Origin of the sequence: Parabacteroides sp. AF39-10AC, assembly GCF_003635405.1 — a bacterium.
Lineage (GTDB): Bacteria > Bacteroidota > Bacteroidia > Bacteroidales > Tannerellaceae > Parabacteroides > Parabacteroides distasonis.
This window is the reverse complement of record NZ_QTLP01000011.1, coordinates 128560-146109: the sequence shown is the minus strand read 5'-3', so window position 1 is coordinate 146109 and position 17550 is coordinate 128560. Positions and strand designations below refer to the sequence as shown.

Sequence of the window (17550 nt, the reverse complement as noted above, 5' to 3'; positions counted from 1 at the left end):
ACAATTGATAGTTGACAGTTGCGACAAGCGGTATTTAACTGTCAACTGTCACTTGTCAACTATCAACTGTCACTTGTCATTTGTCAACTAATTTAATTTCCATGAATTTAAAATCTACTCTTCTTTTGCTACTTTGCCTGATGATGGCAGGAATGGTAGCGGCAAAGGATAACACGAAAGTGATCGCCCATCGGGGGTATTGGAAAACGGAGGGCTCTGCTCAGAACTCTATCCGTTCTTTGGAACGTGCCAGCGAGATTGGTGCCTATGGCTCGGAATTCGACGTACATCTTACGGCGGACAATGTGCTGGTAATATTCCATGATAATGATATCCAAGGAAAACATATTCAATCCTGTACTTATGATGAATTGAAAGATTTGCAATTGAGCAACGGCGAAAAGCTCCCTACTTTAGAGCAATATTTGAAACGTGCGAAGAAATTGAAGAATGTCCGGTTAATTTTAGAACTGAAAGCTCATGAGACCCCGGAACGCAACCGTGAGGCTGCTAAAGCTGTTGTATATATGGTGAAGCGTATGAAATTAGCGAAACGTACGGATTACATATCTTTTAATATGGATGCTTGTAAAGAATTTATCCGTCTATGTCCGAAATCTGAGGTTTCTTATCTGAATGGAGAATTATCCCCGATGGAATTGAAAGAGTTTGGTTTTACAGGATTAGACTACCATTATAAAGTCTTGCAATCTCATCCGGATTGGGTGAAGGATTGTAAAGTCCTAGGCATGACTTCGAATGTCTGGACCGTAGATGACCCTAAATTAATGGAAGAGATGATCGATCTGGGAGTCGATTTTATTACGACTGATTTACCGGAAGAGACTCAAAAAATACTACATTCGCGGGCTCAATAAGGCATTATAAAGATGAGAAAGTTTTGTCTGTTGCTTATCCTGTCGCTGGCTTTACCCGTTTTTTGTCTGTTACAAGCGGTAGAGCCTCCCAAAAAGGAAATTCGTGCGGTTTGGTTGACTACGGTTTATGGTCTGGATTGGCCTCATAAACCGGCTACTACCGAGGCGGGACGAAAAGCCCAGCAACAGGCATTGCTTGATATCTTGGACCGGCTTCAAGAAGCGAATTTTAATATGGTCTTCATTCAGGCTCGCTTGAGGGGAGACGTGATGTATCGTTCGGCTATCGAACCAGTCAGTAAGACATTCTCCGGTAAGTATGGAGAATTACCGGGATATGATCCACTCGCTTTTGTCGTTGATGAATGCCATAAGCGGGGAATGGAATGCCATGCGTGGTTCGTGACTTTCCCGTTAGGAACGGAAAAAAGCGTGAAGGAGCAAGGAAAGCTTTCCGTGGTTAAAAAGAAACCAAAACTTTGCAAACGGCATAATGGAGAGTGGTATTTGGACCCCGGCGTACCGGAGACCGCTGATTATATCTTATCCTTAGTCAAGGAGATCGTGAATGGCTATGATATAGATGGTATCCATTTCGATTATATCCGCTATCCCGAAGAGGCGAAAACATTCCCGGATAAAGCGCTGTATAATAGATCCGGTAAGAAAAAGTCTCTGGCAGACTGGCGTAGGGAGAATATCAACCGGATGGTTTACCGTATTTACGATTGGGTAAAGCAAACGAAACCTTGGGTACAGGTGAGCAGTTCGCCACTCGGGAAATATAATCGTATTGAACGGGTACCTAACGCGGGTTGGACCGCTTACGAAAGTGTCTTCCAAGACCCGAAGATATGGATGCAACAAGGTAAACAAGATATGATTGTTCCGATGATGTATTACCTGCATAAGAATTTCTTTCCTTTCGTGGATAATTGGGTGGATAATTGTAACGGGCGTTTGGTCGTACCCGGCTTGGGAGCTTATCGGATGGACAAGAGTGAGGCGGACTGGGCCGTGAATGATATAACGGACCAGATCGATTATAGCCGTTATTACGGAGGAGCCGGCTGTGCGTTCTTTCGTTGTGGAAATGTCCTGTATAATGATAAGGGACTCTATAAAGAGTTGAGAGACAATTACTATAAGTATCCGGCCCAATTGCCTCCGTTGACTTGGCTGAATGATTCGGTACCTGCCGCTCCGGAGGGCATCAAAGTGGAACGTTTAGATGATGAGTTGCATTTAACTTGGCAGAAACCTGTGTCGGAAAAGCAGGATTTAACTTATACCGTTTATTATTCATTGACGGATTCGATCGACACGGCTTCGGCAAAATCCATATTAGCTACGAATATTTATGGCAACGAGCTTTTTCTTCCTATCGATGTAGAGTCTGAACGTGGGTATACATTTTCTGTAACGGCTTCCACCCGTTACCGGATGGAGAGTGAACCTTCTCCGGATACCTATTATTACCTGTCTAAATTTATCAAGTAAAGGGGGTATTTTGATTTCGAGTTTTTTTGCTTATTTTTGCGGCATATGAGACGATTTGCCACATCCTTGTTTCTTGTAATTCTTGCTTCCTTGATCTTTTATGGGGGAGCGGGGGTTAATTTCGTATCTTATTGTTGTGGCGTTTGCGAGAAAGAGGGAGTGGAGGCTTTATTGGCAGCTAAGTGCTGTGAGATTCATGGACATGATCATAGTCGTGATAAGCTTGCGAATAATACGGTGGAGTGTTGTGGCATGAACGGCTGTGGCATTGAACGGGTTGATTTTGATTGGAATTCTGTAAATATACAAGTACCGGATCTGCAACCAGTCGTACATGATTTGCTCTTCTCCTCTATTTTCGAGAGTTTACAAATCGCTTCCTTATTTGCTGATTCCTATGAGATTAGGGTGACAGGTCCTCCTGTAGCCTGTCCTCGTGTGTACCTTTCTTTATTGACTACGCTTTTGATTTGATTGTATTCGTGAGGGTGGAAGCTGCTCGCTGAATACCCTTTGGTTTTTAAGGTAGGGGATACTCTATCCCTGCGGAAACTGTATTTAACGATTCAATCAAATAACAACTATCATGTTAAGACAATTATATCTGATATTTTTACTGTCCTGTTTGACTTTTACTTTGACTTGGGCCGAGGATTCCGGCAAGAAAGTGAAAGGACGTGTATGTGATGAAAACAAACAACCTATTATCGGTGCAAATGTATATTGGGAAGGAACCCAAAATGGAACCACGTCCGATGTGGATGGAAATTTCGAGTTAGAACGAAAAGGTGACTCCAAGAATCTGGTGGTTAGCTATATCGGTTATATGACTGAGGTCACCCCTGTGGATGAGAAGGACGATGCTATGCAGATTATCTTAAAAGGTGAGATCGCCTTGGATGAGGTCGTGGTTAGTGAGCGCAAGATGGGAACCATCGCTTCCCGTACGAGCGTATTGCAAACTCAGAAAATTACGTACGATGAGATTTGCCGTGCGGCCTGCTGTAATCTGGCGGAGAGCTTTGAGACAAATCCGTCTGTCGATGTATCGTACTCGGATGCGGCTACAGGTGCCCGGCAAATTAAACTGTTGGGATTGGCGGGAACCTACGTACAAATGTTGACCGAGAATTACCCGAATTTCCGGGGGGCCGCTTCCTTATATGGGCTGGATTATGTTCCGGGAGCTTGGATGGAAAGTATTCAGGTGTCTAAAGGAACCTCTTCGGTTAAGAATGGGTATGAGGCGTTGGCCGGACAAATCAACGTGGAATTCAAGAAGCCCCCTACGGCGGATATTTTCTCTGCTAATGTGTTCGCTAGTGATGCCGGACGTTATGAAGGGAATGCGGATGCTTCTTGGCATATCAACGACAAGCTCTCTACCGGTTTATTGGTACACTACTCGAATGATAAAATGCAACATGACGGTAATGACGATGGTTTTCTCGATACGCCGCTAAGGGAACAGGTGAACGTAATGAATCGTTGGTATCATAAATTGGATAAATACGTGGCTCAATACGGAGTTCGCTATCTGCATGAGAGCCGTACCGGTGGGCAGGATACGAAACACCATGATTTCACCGACCCGTATCGGATTCATTTAAATACGAACCGGGCCGAATTATTTACGAAGCAGGCCTATATTATCGATAAGGAAAAGGTAGAGAGCGTGGCATTGATACTTTCCGGTTCTTATCATGAGCAAAAATCAAGATATGACCGTACGCCCTATAATGTATATCAGAATAATGTATATGCCAGTTTGCTGTATGAAAAGGAGTTTACGCCGATGCATAGCTTGAGTACCGGATTAAGTATGAACTATGATGGTTTCGACGAGAATCTGGTTCAATATGCGGGAGGAGAGTCGGTCCGTCATGCCTATGACCGTACGGAAGTCGTGCCGGGAGCTTATGCCCAATATACGTTCAATCTGAATGATAAACTGATCTTATTGGCGGGTGTACGTGCGGATTATAGTACGTTGTATGATTTCTTTGTAACCCCTCGTGTACATATTAAATATAATCCTTTTGACTGGTTCCATATCCGGGCTTCGGCAGGTAAAGGATTTCGGACAGCGAATGTGCTGGCAGAGAACAACTTTTTGTTATCCAGTAGTCGAAAAATGTATATCGCCGACAATCTGGATCAAGAAGAAGCGTGGAATACCGGTGTGAATCTGTCATTTTATATACCTTTGTTCGGGAAGGAACTGAGCTTGAGCGGGGAATGGTATTATACCGATTTCTTGAAGCAAATCGTGGTGGATATGGATAGTGATCCTCATGCGGTTCGTTTCTACAATCTGGATGGGCGTTCCTATTCGAATAGCTTCCAAGTGGAGGCTTCCTATCCTTTTTTCCGGGGATTTACGTTAACGGCCGCTTATCGTTATACGGACGCGAAGACCGATTACCGGAATGAGGAGGGTGTAGCGCATCGATTGAAAAAGCCGTTGGTTAGTGATTATAAAGGTTTATTGACCGCTTCTTATCAAACCCCGTTGAAAAAATGGCAGTTTGATTTGACCGGCCAGTTTAATGGAGGCGGTCGTATGCCGACACCGGATGCGTCTAATCCGTTATGGGAGCCGAATTTTAAGGCTTATACGGTAGTGAATGCGCAGATTACGAAATATTTCCGTCAATGGTCTATTTACGTGGGAGCGGAGAACCTGTTTAATTACAAACAACCGAATCCGATTATCGATGCCAGCAATCCCAGAGGGGATAACTTCGATGGATCTATGGTGTGGGGACCGGTGCATGGACGGAAAATTTATGCGGGTATCCGCTTTAATATAAGCAGGGATTGACACGTATATACGTGTAGGCCTATGCGTATACTGGTGTGCCTCTACGCCTATATACGTGTAGCCCGATGCCTATAGTGGTACTTTTCTTTTGGTAGATATGAATGGATAATTAGAACTATTAATATTAAAAACGATTGATTATGAGACGATTAATTATGTTATTGTTTTGTGCTGTATGTACGGTATCGATGACATTCGCCCAAGACGCGAAAAAGAAGAAGGACTCTGTGACATTCTTTATCGAAGCGATGGATTGTGATCACTGTATCAAGAAGATCGAGAAAAATATCGCTTTCGAGAAAGGAGTGACCGACTTGAAATGTGATCTGAGCACCCGTACGGCCATTGTGACTTACAAGACGGATAAGACTTCGAAGACTCGCTTGGCCGCGGCCTTCAAAAAGATCGGTATGGAAGCGGTTCCGGTAGATAATGGCGCCGGCTGTCCGGTACCTCCGGCGAAAAAAAGTGAGCATACTCACGCTCATTAACATGGAAATTCATAAGAACATCTTATCTTTGCAGATGTTCCGTGAGGGCGGGCCGGAGTGTCCGCCCTGTTTATGAAATAATTTTTCTACGGAATGCAGCGTTTGTTTAATTATTTACATCCTAATATTGTACAGTCTCCAGAAGGGAGACGTTCAAGGCACGACTGAATGAATGAGCTACAACTGATAGAGGGTTGTCGGAAGGGGGAGAGACGAGCTCAAAAAGAGCTTTATGATGCGTATTCCCGAAAAATGATGGGAGTTTGCCTTCGTTATGTGAACGACAGGGAAACGGCTCGTGATTTGTTGCAGGATGGCTTCGTGAAAATCTTTACCAGTATGGATTCCTATACAGGGAGTGGTTCATTTGAGGGGTGGATGCGGAAGATCTTTGTTAATTGTGCGTTGGAATATCTGCGAAAGTCGGATGTGTTGCGTGAAGCGACCGATCTTGACAATACGGCGGAACTGATTCAACCCGATAGTTCGGCTATCTCGGACATGTCGGCGGCTGAGTTGATGAATCTAGTGAGGGAGTTGCCGGTTGGCTTCCGTACCGTATTCAATATGTTCGCGATAGAGGGATATTCTCATAAGGAGATCAGTGAGATGTTGAACATAACAGAGAGTACTTCCCGTTCCCAATATACCCGTGCCAAGCAGTTATTACAACGTAGAATTAACGCATTGTATTGAGATAAGATGAGTAAAAAGGAAAGAGATATATGGGATGACGCGATCCGATCGAAGCTAGAGGATTTCGAGATGGATACGCTACCCGGCGACTGGGAGGCTATAGCCGATCGATTGCCCGGAAAGGCTCCGGTTCCTTTGCGTCGTACGCTTCGCTACTGGGTTGCCGCCGCCGTGATCTCCTTATTGGTCGTATCGGGTGGTATCTATTTATATGACAGGGAGATGGAAGATCTACCTATAGCCCAAGAAATACAGTCTTCACAAGAGTCGACATCCGTGGATACCCCGGTTGTTCCGGTAGAGAAAACGATGGAGCAAGCACCCGTATTAGCGACTATTCCTGCTGCTGCGGTCGTGAAGGCAAAAGCGGCATCTGGAGCGGTTAAAGTGGGAGCTAAGGCTAGGATGGCAGCGTTCCGGCAAAATGTAGAGAGCGCAGAGGATCGGCCTATTTCTGAGTCGGAGGTAATGTCTGCTGATATACCGGCGAATGAGAAAGATACCGTTGAGCCGGAGGTTGAAAGGAATAATGATGAGATAGTTGTTCTCAAGAATGATGTACTTGTCGCGGATGCTACTCCTGTTGCTAAAAAGAAGCCGGAGAAGACTGCGTCCCGGAAATGGGGGTTCGGTATGGGAGGTGGAGGTCTTTCTATGGGCGCTGATAATCTGGTCCCTCAGTATGTGACGAATAGCAGCGTGCTTAAGAGTGAGAATCTGATGAGCTTAAATTCGTTCGATGCGGAGAAGAAAGATCCTGCTAAGACGGATATTCATCATAAGACGCCTATTGGGGTGGGGATCTCAATTAGTCGTTATTTGAATAATCGTTTTTCTTTGCAGACTGGATTAACTTATTCTTACTTAAGATCGGAGTGGAGTACGAATAATACGTATCATATAGAGAATGATCAGCGATTGCATTTTATAGGAATTCCATTATCATTGACTTATAAGATCGCGGAATGGAATCGTTTTATGTTTTACGCCTCAGCCGGAGGTATGGCGGAAGTGAATGTCGCTGGCAAACGTAGAATGAAATTATTCTCGGATGAGGTAGAGATCGCAAAGCAAAGCGAACATATTCGAATGAAAGAATGGCTATGGTCTGTAAATGCCCGTGCGGGTGTAAGTTATCCGATTATCCGTTTTGTAAGCGCTTTCGCTGAGGTGGGAGCCAGCTATTATTTTGATAATGGTAGCGAGATCGAAACCATCCATTCGGAGAAGCCGTTTAACATGAGCCTTCAGTTCGGATTTCGTTTTGGTTTTTAATACTCGATAGATTAACAGTGTAAATACAAATACTTAAAAATAGAAAAATTGAATTATGAAAGCATTTAAATTAATTGGAGCAGCGGCGGCTGCGTCATTATTGTTGTTGACCTCTTGTCTTGGAGAATCGAATAATACGGTGACTCGTGCCGGCTTTGGTGTCGCAGGTCTTTCTGAAAAGACATATAAAACGGTACTGAATACAAATATGGGAGCATTATACTCTCCGTCTTTATCGGCACAAGTAGTTGACGGAGCTTGTTACTTGATCAACTATGAATTAGACCTAAATTCTCCGGAGAATGCGAATGCGGCGACAAATGGTTATTTAACAGCGACAATCTCTGTGGCAGATGAGATAACAAAAGGACAGCCAGTCTTTTATAATGTGCCAGATTCGGCCAGCTTACTTCAGAATGAGATACCTGTAAAAAACCTATTTAGCAATGGCGACTATGGGGTGTATGTAGACGGTTATTTATTCTTCTTTATAACAATGGATATGTTTAAGGATCAGAAAAATTCTTATACTTTATATTGGGATCGTTCAAAGGAGCCTACTATGGTGGATAATGTCCCGACATATGACTTGTTCTTGCGTGTCGCTAAAGTAGCGGACGGAACAGGTTCTGCTGCATCATCCATAGGAGAAGTCCGTGCGTTTAATGTTAAGTCTGTATTGGAGTCTGTGAATAGCGCTGAGGCTAATAAAGATTCAAAGTCTTTTAATCTTAAGGTCAATTATCTAAATACGATTAATGAAAAAGATAGTACGGATTTGAAATGGGCTTCTTATACCGTTCTATTCCAAGTCGTGAAAAACTCATAAAGAAATTAGTATAGAAGTTGAGGGCGTACCGATAAGAAGATTATCGATACGCCCTATTTTTTTGCCGTTTTTTTTATGCATATGGGTAAAGATCGTATCTTTGCGTACTTTAAGAGGAGTATTGTGAAATGAGATACAAGAATTTAATAGGTTTTGTCTGGGTGGCGGTTATCGTGAGTCTGTTTACTTCTTGCCTGAAAGACATAAATAACGTCTATAATCCGGGAACGACCGCCGCTGTGGTTCGTCAACATGGAGATAGCGCGTTGATGATGGCTAATACCCGGTTCGGCTGGATCTATGCGACGAAGCTGAGCTCATACTCAGAGGGTAAATGCTTGTTGGTGAGTTTTGATTATGATCCTAGCTTGCCGGAAAATACGGGTGCGGAACAAAAAGGGTATTATACGGTGACGATACAAGGGGAAACCGCCGTTAACCAGCAAAACGCTGAGAGTCCTCTTACGGATACGCATAAACTATTGACAAATGAGCAACCGATACTTGCGGTTAATCCGAACGACTCTGTTCTGTACGTCAAATTGGAAGATTATTTGTTTTTGCCTTCCGCCTGTTGGACAACAAAAGACCGGGCTTTAAATTGGCAACTGACTTATGATCCGACTCAACAACCAGTTGTTGAAAATCGGAAATCAATTTATTCCTTATATTTACGGGCTGCCGCTACGACCGGAAAGCCAGAGGATAAGGCAGAGGAGGCTATCGCGGTTATCAATGCCTTTAATCTGGCGAATTTTATCAAGGATATGCGAGAACAAGGTGGACGCGACGCGGATATGTATGTTCGGATTCATTATATCGATCAAATTAATCCGAAAGATAGTACCCAGTTTACATGGGGAGTAACAGATCCTTTACTTATAAACTAAAGAAGATGAGAAAGCGAATTTTATACGGCTTATTTTTATCCTTATTTTTCTTAATGACCTCTTGTATGGGGGATGGAAGTAATTCCATCAATTATCATCGAGTAGGAGTGATACGTGAGAATCCTATGCGATGTATCTACACGGCGGATGATCAAGGGGAGATCTTTATCGTCTCTTCCTCTGAGTTTGAGAATCGGACGGATTTGAAAGATGGCGACTGCTGTGTGGTTGATTTCAAGACGAATTTTAGCGAGGAATTGGGCAATGGTGTTTACAACGCTGAGATTTATAAGTATGATTCGGTCGCTGTATGGCCTTTGCATGAGACATTGACTGATACTACGGTTGTATTGGACAAGGAGCGTCTGGTTACGCTGGACTTTAAGAAAAGTATTTATTTGGAAGGACGTTTCTTCTTGCAAACCCAACATGTAAATCATCAGGTAGACCAAAAGGATATTTTCAATTTATCCTATAACCCTGATCAGGAGGTGGAAAAAGATGATGACGGACAACGGATCTATAACCTATATCTCCGGGTAACCCAAGAGGGGGGTACCGGCGATTCCACTAAATGGATCAATACGACCGCTTTTACGATCGATAAGTTTTTGGACCAAGCCAAAGCGATAGAGAGCAGGGAGGGGCAAAATGAGATAAACTTTAAAATAAATTATGCCGAACGCTATAATGCGGATACAACCGCATGTGTTTGGGGGGCTACCGACGTATTTACGTTGCGTTTTACGAATTAAATATATACTTTTGCTATTTAAAAGTAAACAGAGATGTATAAGGAGATATTTAGGTGGGTAATCGCTATCATCTCACAGCCGGCGAAGGCGTGGGTCTTGTTAGCGAAAAAAGGAGAGAAGCAGGAGGAGTTCTTATCCCGATTCGTGTATCCTTTGATCGGCTTCGTTACTGTCGCGGCTTTTCTGGGCGTATTGTTTACGCGGAAGGAGTTTGATTTAGAGCTGGCCTTGAAGTCGTCTATCCGGACATTGGTGTCCTCGTTCGGTGGTTTTTACCTCGGGGCTTATCTGATGAACGAGATATGGCAAGGTATATTTAAACGGGAGAAGGATTTGAAACTGTGGTTGCGCTTCGTCGGGTATTCCTCGTCGTTGATGTTCGCTTTGAATATCGTATTGATGTTGCTTCCCGAGTTTTTCTTCTTGCGGATATTTATCCTTTATACATTCTATATTGTTTGGGAAGGCGCTGGTCCGTATATGGGAGTCGAGGAGAAGATCCGCTTGAAGTTCGTAGGATTTACAACCGCCATTATATTACTGACTCCGGCAGTTATCGAGATTTTGTTATCGATGCTGATGCCCGGTTTGAGTTTTTGACAGAATAACACAAGATGAAGGAGAAGATTAGTAATAACATACAGATAAAGAATAAGCGGGCGACGTTCGACTACGAGTTGCTCGACACTTTTACGGCCGGGATCGTACTGACCGGAACGGAGATTAAATCGATCCGTTTAGGGAAGGCGAGTTTGGTAGATACGTTTTGTATCGTGGAAAAAGGGGAACTGTGGGTGAAGAATATGTACATCGCCGAATATTTTTACGGTACGTACAATAATCACAACGCACGGCGGGACCGGAAATTACTTCTTACCAAAAAGGAATTACGAAAGATCGAGGGTGCGGTTCGTGCTAGTGGTTTTACGATCGTTCCCACTCGTTTGTTTATCAATGAGAAAGGATTGGCGAAAGTAGTCGTCGCGATCGCACGAGGTAAAAAGGAATATGATAAGCGAGACTCCATCCGGGAACGTGACGACCGACGGGAGATGGATCGGGCTTTCAAACGATAAGTCGAGATGGAAACAGGGCAAGGCGTGATCGGTAGGGTTTGGGGATGTATCCTGAAAGCTCTGCCTAAAGCAGGCAAGACGTGTTTATGGCTGCTAAAGATTATTTTGCCTATTTCTTTATTGGTCCGTATATTGCAATATTCCGGAATATTAGGTCAGATCTCGGATTGGTTAGTGCCCGTGTTCTCGTTGGTGGGTCTGCCGGGGGAGACAGCCATTGTTTTTATAACCAGTATATTCTCCCCATTATATGCTCCGATCGCTTTGATCACCTCGATGTCTTTAGGAGTCCGTGAAGCTACGATATTGGCATTGATGTGCCTTACTTCCCATAATCTAATGGTAGAATCCTCCGTACAGGCAAAGACCGGGTCTTCTTTCTGGGAGATGACGCTGCTCCGTTTGATCATGAGTTTCGTGATCGCCTTTTCTTTGAATTGGGTAATGCCCCATGAAGGATGGGGACAGGTCGGGATCGCTCAAAGCGCGGCTGTATGCGATAATTGGTTGGAAGTATTCGTACTTTGGTTTACCAGCTCGATGAAGGTGGTGATTTCTATTTTGATAATTGTTACGGCTTTAATGATCCTTCATTATATATTGGAAGAGTTTAATCTAATGAAAGGATTGTCCTCGGTCTTTTCTCCACTGATGCGATTATTTGGCTTGCCTCAAGATGCCGCTTTTTTGTGGTTGGTAGGTAATGTGGTCGGACTGGCTTATGGCGGGGCTATTATGGTAGAGCAAATGGAGCAGAGGAAGTTGTCTTACGGTGACGGCAACTTGCTGAACCATCATTTGGCCGTGTGCCATTCCCTGTTGGAAGATACGATCATCTTTGCCGCGATAGGGGTACCCGTTCTTTGGGTGGTGCCTACCCGTCTGTTTTTCGCCATCGCTGTGGTATGGATCCTCCGGGGATATAGTTATATGTACGCAAGAAAGGTAAAACATATTTATGAATAAGGAACGATTTCTGCGACTCTTGAATGAGCGCATTTTGATCTTGGATGGTGGTATGGGTACCATGATCCAAAGTTTCAAACTAAACGAACAAGATTACCGAGGCGAACGTTTCGCCGATTTTCCGAGACAGTTGAAGGGGAACAATGATTTATTGTGTATCACCCGCCCGGATGTAATCCAGTCTATTCATCGTCAGTATTTGGATGCGGGAGCGGATATCTTCGCTACGAATACGTTTAACGCGAATGCTATTTCCATGGCAGATTATGCGATGGAGGCCTATGTACGTGAGATAAATCTGGCCGCCGGCCGATTGTCGAGGGAAGTGGCGGATACCTATATGGCAGAGCATCCGGATCGTACGATCTTCGTGGCCGGATCGATCGGTCCTACCAATAAGACAGCTTCCATGAGTCCGGATGTAAGCGATCCCGCTTATCGTGCCGTAACTTATAAAGATTTGTATAATGCCTACAAGGAGCAAGTCGAGGGACTTGTTGATGGCGGGGTGGATATCATCCTTTTCGAGACTACTTTCGATACGTTGAACGTAAAAGCGGGATTGGAAGCGGCTGAGGTCGTGTTGAAAGAGAAAGAAAAAGACCTGCCGATTATGTTGTCTTTGACTTTGTCTGCGCAAGGTGGACGAACATTTTCCGGACAGACTTTATTGGCCTTCTTAGCTTCCATACAGCATACACATATTGTTTCGGTTGGCTTAAACTGCTCTTTCGGAGCGGCGGATATGAAGCCCTATTTACAAGAGTTGGCGAAGTATGCCCCCTATTATATCAGCGCTTATCCGAACGCCGGATTGCCGAATAGTTTTGGTACCTATGACGAGACGCCGGATAAAATGGCCCAACATGTGAAGCCTTTTGTGGAAGAGGGATTAGTGAACATTATCGGAGGCTGTTGCGGAACGACTCCAGCGCATATCTCCCGGTATCCGGAGTTGGTGAAAGGAGCTAAACCGCATATCCCGGCTTTGAAACCGGATTGCCTGTGGCTGTCGGGCTTGGAACTGCTGGAGGTGAAACCGGAGAATAATTTCGTGAACGTGGGAGAGCGTTGTAATGTGGCCGGTTCTCGGAAATTCTTACGCTTGATAAAAGAAGGCAGTTATGAGGAAGCGTTGACGATCGCTCGTAAGCAAGTGGAGGATGGCGCCCAAGTGATCGATATCAATATGGACGATGGTATGTTGGATGCCGTGAAAGAAATGAAGACATTCTTAAACTTGATCGCCTCCGAACCGGATATTGCCCGTGTACCCGTCATGATCGATTCTTCTAAATGGGAAGTGATCGAGGAAGGCTTGATGTGCGTGCAAGGAAAGAGCATCGTGAATTCCATCTCCTTGAAAGAAGGAGAGGAGGTCTTCCTTAAACATGCCGCCCGTATTAAGCAACTGGGTGCGGCTGCGGTCGTGATGGCTTTCGATGAGAAGGGGCAGGCGGATACCTATGAAAGAAAGATTGAGATTTGTGAACGGGCCTATCGCCTATTGACTGAAAAGATCGATTTCAATCCCCAAGATATTATTTTTGACCCGAATGTATTGGCGATCGCTACCGGTATGGAGGAACATAATGGCTATGGTCTGGCGTTTATCCGTGCCGTTGAATGGATCAAGAAGAACTTGCCGGGCGCGAAGGTGAGTGGTGGTGTAAGTAATTTATCTTTCTCTTTCCGGGGGAACAATCATGTACGCGAGGCTATGCATTCCGTATTTCTATATCATGCGATCGGGAAGGGGATGGATATGGGTATCGTGAATCCGTCTACCTCCGTACTTTATGAGGATATAGAGCCGGAGTTCCGTACCTTGTTGGAAGACGTGATCTTGGCACGCCGTCCGGAAGCTGCCGAGGAATTAATTACTTATGCTCAAAATTTACATGTTCAAGCTTCCGGAGAAACTCCGGAGAAGCATGAGGCTTGGCGTGAGCTTTCATTGAAGGAGCGTTTGGAACATGCCTTAATCAAAGGGATCGGAGACTATTTGGAGGACGATTTACAAGAAGCCTTGCGGATTTATCCGCATGCCGTGGATATAATTGACGGTCCGTTAATGAGCGGAATGAATAAGGTCGGCGAGTTATTCGGTGCCGGAAAGATGTTTCTCCCTCAAGTCGTGAAGACCGCACGTACGATGAAAAAGGCCGTGGCTATTTTACAACCGGCCATTGAGTCTGAAAAGAAAGCTTCCGGCTCCGCAAAGGCCGGTAAAGTGATTTTCGCTACGGTAAAAGGGGATGTACATGATATAGGTAAGAATATCGTCTCTATCGTATTGTCTTGTAATAACTACGAGGTGATTGATTTAGGGGTAATGGTTCCCGCAGATGTGATCATAAAGAAAGCGATCGAGGAGAAACCGGATCTGGTTTGCTTATCCGGCCTGATAACCCCTTCTTTAGAAGAGATGGCGCATGTCGCGGACGAGATGCAGAAAGCGGGACTTACGATTCCTATGATGGTGGGTGGCGCTACGACCTCCAAATTGCATACGGCAGTGAAGATCGCTCCGCATTATGATTATCCGGTGATTCATGTGCTGGATGCCTCACAGAATCCGTTGATCGCCGCCAAACTATTGAATCCAGATACCCGTGACGCTTATATCAGGGAGTTGGAACAAGAACAAGAAGCCTTGCGTGCCTCTTTAGGGCAGAAGAAAGAGACCTTGGCTTCTCTTTCAGAGGCTCGTAAGCATCCGATAGAAATAGATTGGACCGGGTATACACCGGTTGTTCCGGCCCGGATGGGGGTACATGTTATCCCTTATATCCCCTTGGAAGAAGTGATTCCTTATATCCACTGGACCTTCTTTTTTAGCGCATGGAAATTGAATGGCCGTTTCTCGGAAATCTCCCAGATACATGGTTGCGATTCTTGTCGTGCCTCTTGGTTGGCCGGATTCCCGGAAAAAGATCGTGCGAAGGCTACCGAGGCGATGCAATTATACAAGGATGCTGTTAGGTTATTGGATCGGCTGGTCAATATGAAGGTTGAATATTGTAAAGCGATTTACGGATTTTTCTCAGCGAATAGTGAAGGGGATACGATCCGAATGGGTGATATAGCGCTGCCTTTATTACGTCAGCAAGTAAAAAAAGAGGAAAATATTTATAAATGTCTTTCCGATTATGTAATACCGGTTTCCGAGGAGCGAACTGATTATGTAGGGGCGTTTGTCGTTACCGCTGGAGCTGGCGCTGATTGTTTGAAGGATAAATTTGAGGAAGAAGGCGATACCTATAATTCAATGTTGCTGCAAACCTTGACCGATCGCCTAGCGGAAGCTACAGCCGAATATCTTCATGAGAAAGTACGTAAAGAATATTGGGGATATGCTAAAGACGAATCCTTGTCTATCCCGGATCTTTACAAGGTGAAATACCAAGGAATCCGTCCGGCTATCGGTTACCCTTCTCTACCGGATCAATTATTGAATTTCACATTGGATGGATTGCTCGATATGTCGCGAATTGGTGTTTCGTTAACCGAGAATGGTGCCATGTATCCTACGGCTTCGGTTAGTGGGATTTATATTGCCCATCCCTCTTCTCAATATTTCATGATCGGTTCTATCGATGAGGAGCAGATGAGAGATTATGCGAGCCGCCGGAATTTAACGGAGGAGCAAGTCCGAAAGTTATTGAGTAGGAATATAGGATAATTTAGTAGCATCACTGCAATCCGGGTTGCAGTGATGCTGCAATGCCTGTGCAGTAATACTGCAACACCTATTGCAGTAACACTGCATAGGCATTGCAGTAAAAAATCGATCAATACGATCTATCTGCCATAGTAATGCTTGGCGGAAGGAACCATGATAACGTTCAATTCCGGATCAGCCATGTCTGGATCGATCGGGAACATCGGTCTCACGATATTCTTATAGGGAAGCTTCTTGAAGTCCTGATCCACGCCTCCCCTTGTAAAAGCCATCACCCAATCCGCTTGTATATTGTACCATTGGGTTACAAGGTAACCCTGTTTAACCATTACGATATCCATTTCCTTCGGGTCAATTCCTGAACCCTCTAGGTTTGGAGTGGGAGACGATGTGCCTACTACCACATAAACGCTTCCGGTCTTTACGATAGCGATATCTCTTTTCCGTCTCCATGATTCCGCGTTCTTGTCTTCTTCCGGACTGACATAAACCACGGTACCCGACAATTTCACGGGACCTTCGTAGGAATTATCGACCATGGCACCTACCATGCCTTCTACGTGTCCGCCTACGCCGACCTTACGTGCCTGCTTAACCACTTCTTCTCCCGGGATGGAGCAATAAAGAACGCTCTTTCCCTTATCAGTCTGGAATTCCGGACGCTTCAAGAGTCTCGCCAAAGTCCAAGTGACCTCGCCTGAGCCGCCTCCGCCGGGATTATCTCCCATATCACTGATAAAGAAAGGCTTCTTTTTGCTTGCTATTGCCAAATCGATACATTTCTCGAGCGAATATCCCGGAGCTTCCAGCGAGAACTGCTTACGGACATCCCAGAATTTCTGGGCGAGTTTCTTCGCCCCGGCTTTTACCTGTTCCTCATCGTCACCGTAAACCATCACGGTTCCTTGGTTCCGTGGGTTGTCTCCCCAAACATAACCGATCCAGATCCCTGCGTCTATCACTCCGGGCATGGCTTCAACCTCGGGAACCAATGCGTACAGCGATTTCGCAGGCTCGACACGGGTACTCGACCATTCGCCGGAAACTAGGACAGGAACAGCAACCCATGCCTTGTATGCCGGACGCCCTTTCCCTGATTCAAGACGTTCCAACAAATTGACAACCCCTCGCCGATGTGATTCGCGAGAATCCGCATGCGGTGCTTGACGATAAGTCGTAATCAAATCGGAGTTGAGAGCTACCAACCAAGACGTATTTCCGTGAAGGTCCATCGTGGTGGTAGTCAAGACATCGTTTCCGATCAAGCTACGCACCTTCTCCATGAATTCGCCCTCGGGATCGGCTACGCCTTCCACGCTACAAGCTCCGTGGTTATAAAACCAGAAAGCGTCATATGGCATATTGGCCTTGATCATCTCCAATGTTTTTTCCACAAACGCGTCGTACGATTCTTTTGTCACGGGGCCTCTTCCACCGCCATAGCCAATCTGCGTGGGAAGCCAAGTGGCCGCCTGTCCCATTGCGGAGTCTGGGCTGAGATAGTCCGGCATTCTTACGGGGTGTCCTACGAGCGGCTGCCTATTCGGGACGAACACGCTGTTTTCTATCTGTATACCGGCAATACCGATACGAGGTTTTTTCTTCTGTCCAAAGGCCTCTCCAACGAACGATACGGCCAAGAGACAGATTCCGAGCAATACTAAATTCCTTTTCATGCTATTATG

At 45.0% G+C, this 17550-nt stretch carries 15 protein-coding genes; 14 read left to right on the top strand and 1 reads right to left on the bottom strand.

Features of this window, described 5'->3' with window-relative positions; translation table 11 throughout:
* The first annotated feature begins 101 nt into the window (after positions 1-101).
* The 14 genes from DW033_RS12010 to metH all read left to right on the top strand — a co-directional run bounded on the left by DW033_RS12010 (position 102) and on the right by metH (position 15865).
* Positions 102-878: a glycerophosphodiester phosphodiesterase family protein gene (locus tag DW033_RS12010; protein ID WP_122382772.1), complete on the top strand. Its 777-nt coding sequence runs from the start codon at positions 102-104 to the stop codon at positions 876-878.
* A 12-nt stretch (positions 879-890) separates the two neighbouring features.
* Positions 891-2378: a glycoside hydrolase family 10 protein gene (locus DW033_RS12005; protein ID WP_005865175.1), complete on the top strand. Its 1488-nt coding sequence runs from the start codon at positions 891-893 to the stop codon at positions 2376-2378.
* Between the two features lie 45 nt (positions 2379-2423).
* Positions 2424-2852, top strand: a complete 429-nt coding sequence (locus tag DW033_RS12000) for a hypothetical protein (protein ID WP_005865177.1) — start codon at positions 2424-2426, stop codon at positions 2850-2852.
* Between the two features lie 112 nt (positions 2853-2964).
* Positions 2965-5202 carry a TonB-dependent siderophore receptor gene (locus DW033_RS11995; protein ID WP_005865179.1) on the top strand — a complete coding sequence of 746 codons (2238 nt, stop codon included), beginning with the start codon at positions 2965-2967 and terminating at the stop codon, positions 5200-5202.
* Between the two features lie 140 nt (positions 5203-5342).
* On the top strand, positions 5343-5693 hold the full coding sequence (locus DW033_RS11990) for a cation transporter (RefSeq protein ID WP_005865181.1): 351 nt from the start codon (positions 5343-5345) through the stop codon (positions 5691-5693).
* Positions 5694-5861: 168 nt separating this feature from the next.
* Positions 5862-6389 (top strand): RNA polymerase sigma factor, encoded by a 528-nt coding sequence (locus tag DW033_RS11985; protein ID WP_122382771.1) that lies wholly within the window; start codon positions 5862-5864, stop codon positions 6387-6389.
* Between the two features lie 6 nt (positions 6390-6395).
* Complete coding sequence (locus DW033_RS11980) at positions 6396-7664, top strand: porin family protein (protein WP_005865185.1); 1269 nt, start codon at positions 6396-6398, stop codon at positions 7662-7664.
* A gap of 55 nt (positions 7665-7719) precedes the next feature.
* Positions 7720-8493 carry a hypothetical protein gene (locus DW033_RS11975; protein ID WP_005865187.1) on the top strand — a complete coding sequence of 258 codons (774 nt, stop codon included), beginning with the start codon at positions 7720-7722 and terminating at the stop codon, positions 8491-8493.
* A 128-nt stretch (positions 8494-8621) separates the two neighbouring features.
* Positions 8622-9383, top strand: a complete 762-nt coding sequence (locus DW033_RS11970) for a hypothetical protein (RefSeq protein ID WP_121961073.1) — start codon at positions 8622-8624, stop codon at positions 9381-9383.
* 5 nt (positions 9384-9388) lie between these two features.
* The gene (locus DW033_RS11965; RefSeq protein WP_121961072.1) at positions 9389-10138 is read left to right on the top strand and encodes a hypothetical protein; all 750 of its coding nucleotides are present in this window, start codon (positions 9389-9391) and stop codon (positions 10136-10138) included.
* A 33-nt stretch (positions 10139-10171) separates the two neighbouring features.
* Positions 10172-10738, top strand: a complete 567-nt coding sequence (locus DW033_RS11960; protein ID WP_005865193.1) for a YIP1 family protein — start codon at positions 10172-10174, stop codon at positions 10736-10738.
* A 14-nt stretch (positions 10739-10752) separates the two neighbouring features.
* The gene (gene smpB / locus DW033_RS11955) at positions 10753-11214 is read left to right on the top strand and encodes an SsrA-binding protein SmpB (RefSeq protein ID WP_005855460.1); all 462 of its coding nucleotides are present in this window, start codon (positions 10753-10755) and stop codon (positions 11212-11214) included.
* Between the two features lie 6 nt (positions 11215-11220).
* Positions 11221-12180: a nucleoside recognition domain-containing protein gene (locus DW033_RS11950; RefSeq protein WP_005855462.1), complete on the top strand. Its 960-nt coding sequence runs from the start codon at positions 11221-11223 to the stop codon at positions 12178-12180.
* Positions 12173-15865, top strand: a complete 3693-nt coding sequence (gene metH, locus DW033_RS11945; RefSeq protein ID WP_122382770.1) for a methionine synthase — start codon at positions 12173-12175, stop codon at positions 15863-15865. Before DW033_RS11950 ends, metH begins: the two co-directional genes overlap by 8 nt.
* Before the next feature lie 119 nt (positions 15866-15984).
* Here the strand turns inward: metH and DW033_RS11940 are convergent, their stop codons facing one another.
* Positions 15985-17541, bottom strand: coding sequence for a M81 family metallopeptidase (locus DW033_RS11940; RefSeq protein ID WP_005855465.1), 1557 nt, complete (start codon positions 17539-17541; stop codon positions 15985-15987).
* Positions 17542-17550 lie beyond the last annotated feature (9 nt).

Bases quoted from the DNA above. Each gene is read 5' to 3' on its own strand.
- DW033_RS12010 (WP_122382772.1), top strand. From the start codon at position 102: ATGAATTTAAAATCTACTCTTCTTTTGCTACTTTGCCTGATGATGGCA.
- DW033_RS12005 (WP_005865175.1), top strand. From the start codon at position 891: ATGAGAAAGTTTTGTCTGTTGCTTATCCTGTCGCTGGCTTTACCCGTT.
- DW033_RS12000 (WP_005865177.1), top strand. From the start codon at position 2,424: ATGAGACGATTTGCCACATCCTTGTTTCTTGTAATTCTTGCTTCCTTG.
- DW033_RS11995 (WP_005865179.1), top strand. From the start codon at position 2,965: ATGTTAAGACAATTATATCTGATATTTTTACTGTCCTGTTTGACTTTT.
- DW033_RS11990 (WP_005865181.1), top strand. From the start codon at position 5,343: ATGAGACGATTAATTATGTTATTGTTTTGTGCTGTATGTACGGTATCG.
- DW033_RS11985 (WP_122382771.1), top strand. From the start codon at position 5,862: ATGAATGAGCTACAACTGATAGAGGGTTGTCGGAAGGGGGAGAGACGA.
- DW033_RS11980 (WP_005865185.1), top strand. From the start codon at position 6,396: ATGAGTAAAAAGGAAAGAGATATATGGGATGACGCGATCCGATCGAAG.
- DW033_RS11975 (WP_005865187.1), top strand. From the start codon at position 7,720: ATGAAAGCATTTAAATTAATTGGAGCAGCGGCGGCTGCGTCATTATTG.
- DW033_RS11970 (WP_121961073.1), top strand. From the start codon at position 8,622: ATGAGATACAAGAATTTAATAGGTTTTGTCTGGGTGGCGGTTATCGTG.
- DW033_RS11965 (WP_121961072.1), top strand. From the start codon at position 9,389: ATGAGAAAGCGAATTTTATACGGCTTATTTTTATCCTTATTTTTCTTA.
- DW033_RS11960 (WP_005865193.1), top strand. From the start codon at position 10,172: ATGTATAAGGAGATATTTAGGTGGGTAATCGCTATCATCTCACAGCCG.
- smpB (WP_005855460.1), top strand. From the start codon at position 10,753: ATGAAGGAGAAGATTAGTAATAACATACAGATAAAGAATAAGCGGGCG.
- DW033_RS11950 (WP_005855462.1), top strand. From the start codon at position 11,221: ATGGAAACAGGGCAAGGCGTGATCGGTAGGGTTTGGGGATGTATCCTG.
- metH (WP_122382770.1), top strand. From the start codon at position 12,173: ATGAATAAGGAACGATTTCTGCGACTCTTGAATGAGCGCATTTTGATC.
- DW033_RS11940 (WP_005855465.1), bottom strand. From the start codon at position 17,541: ATGAAAAGGAATTTAGTATTGCTCGGAATCTGTCTCTTGGCCGTATCG.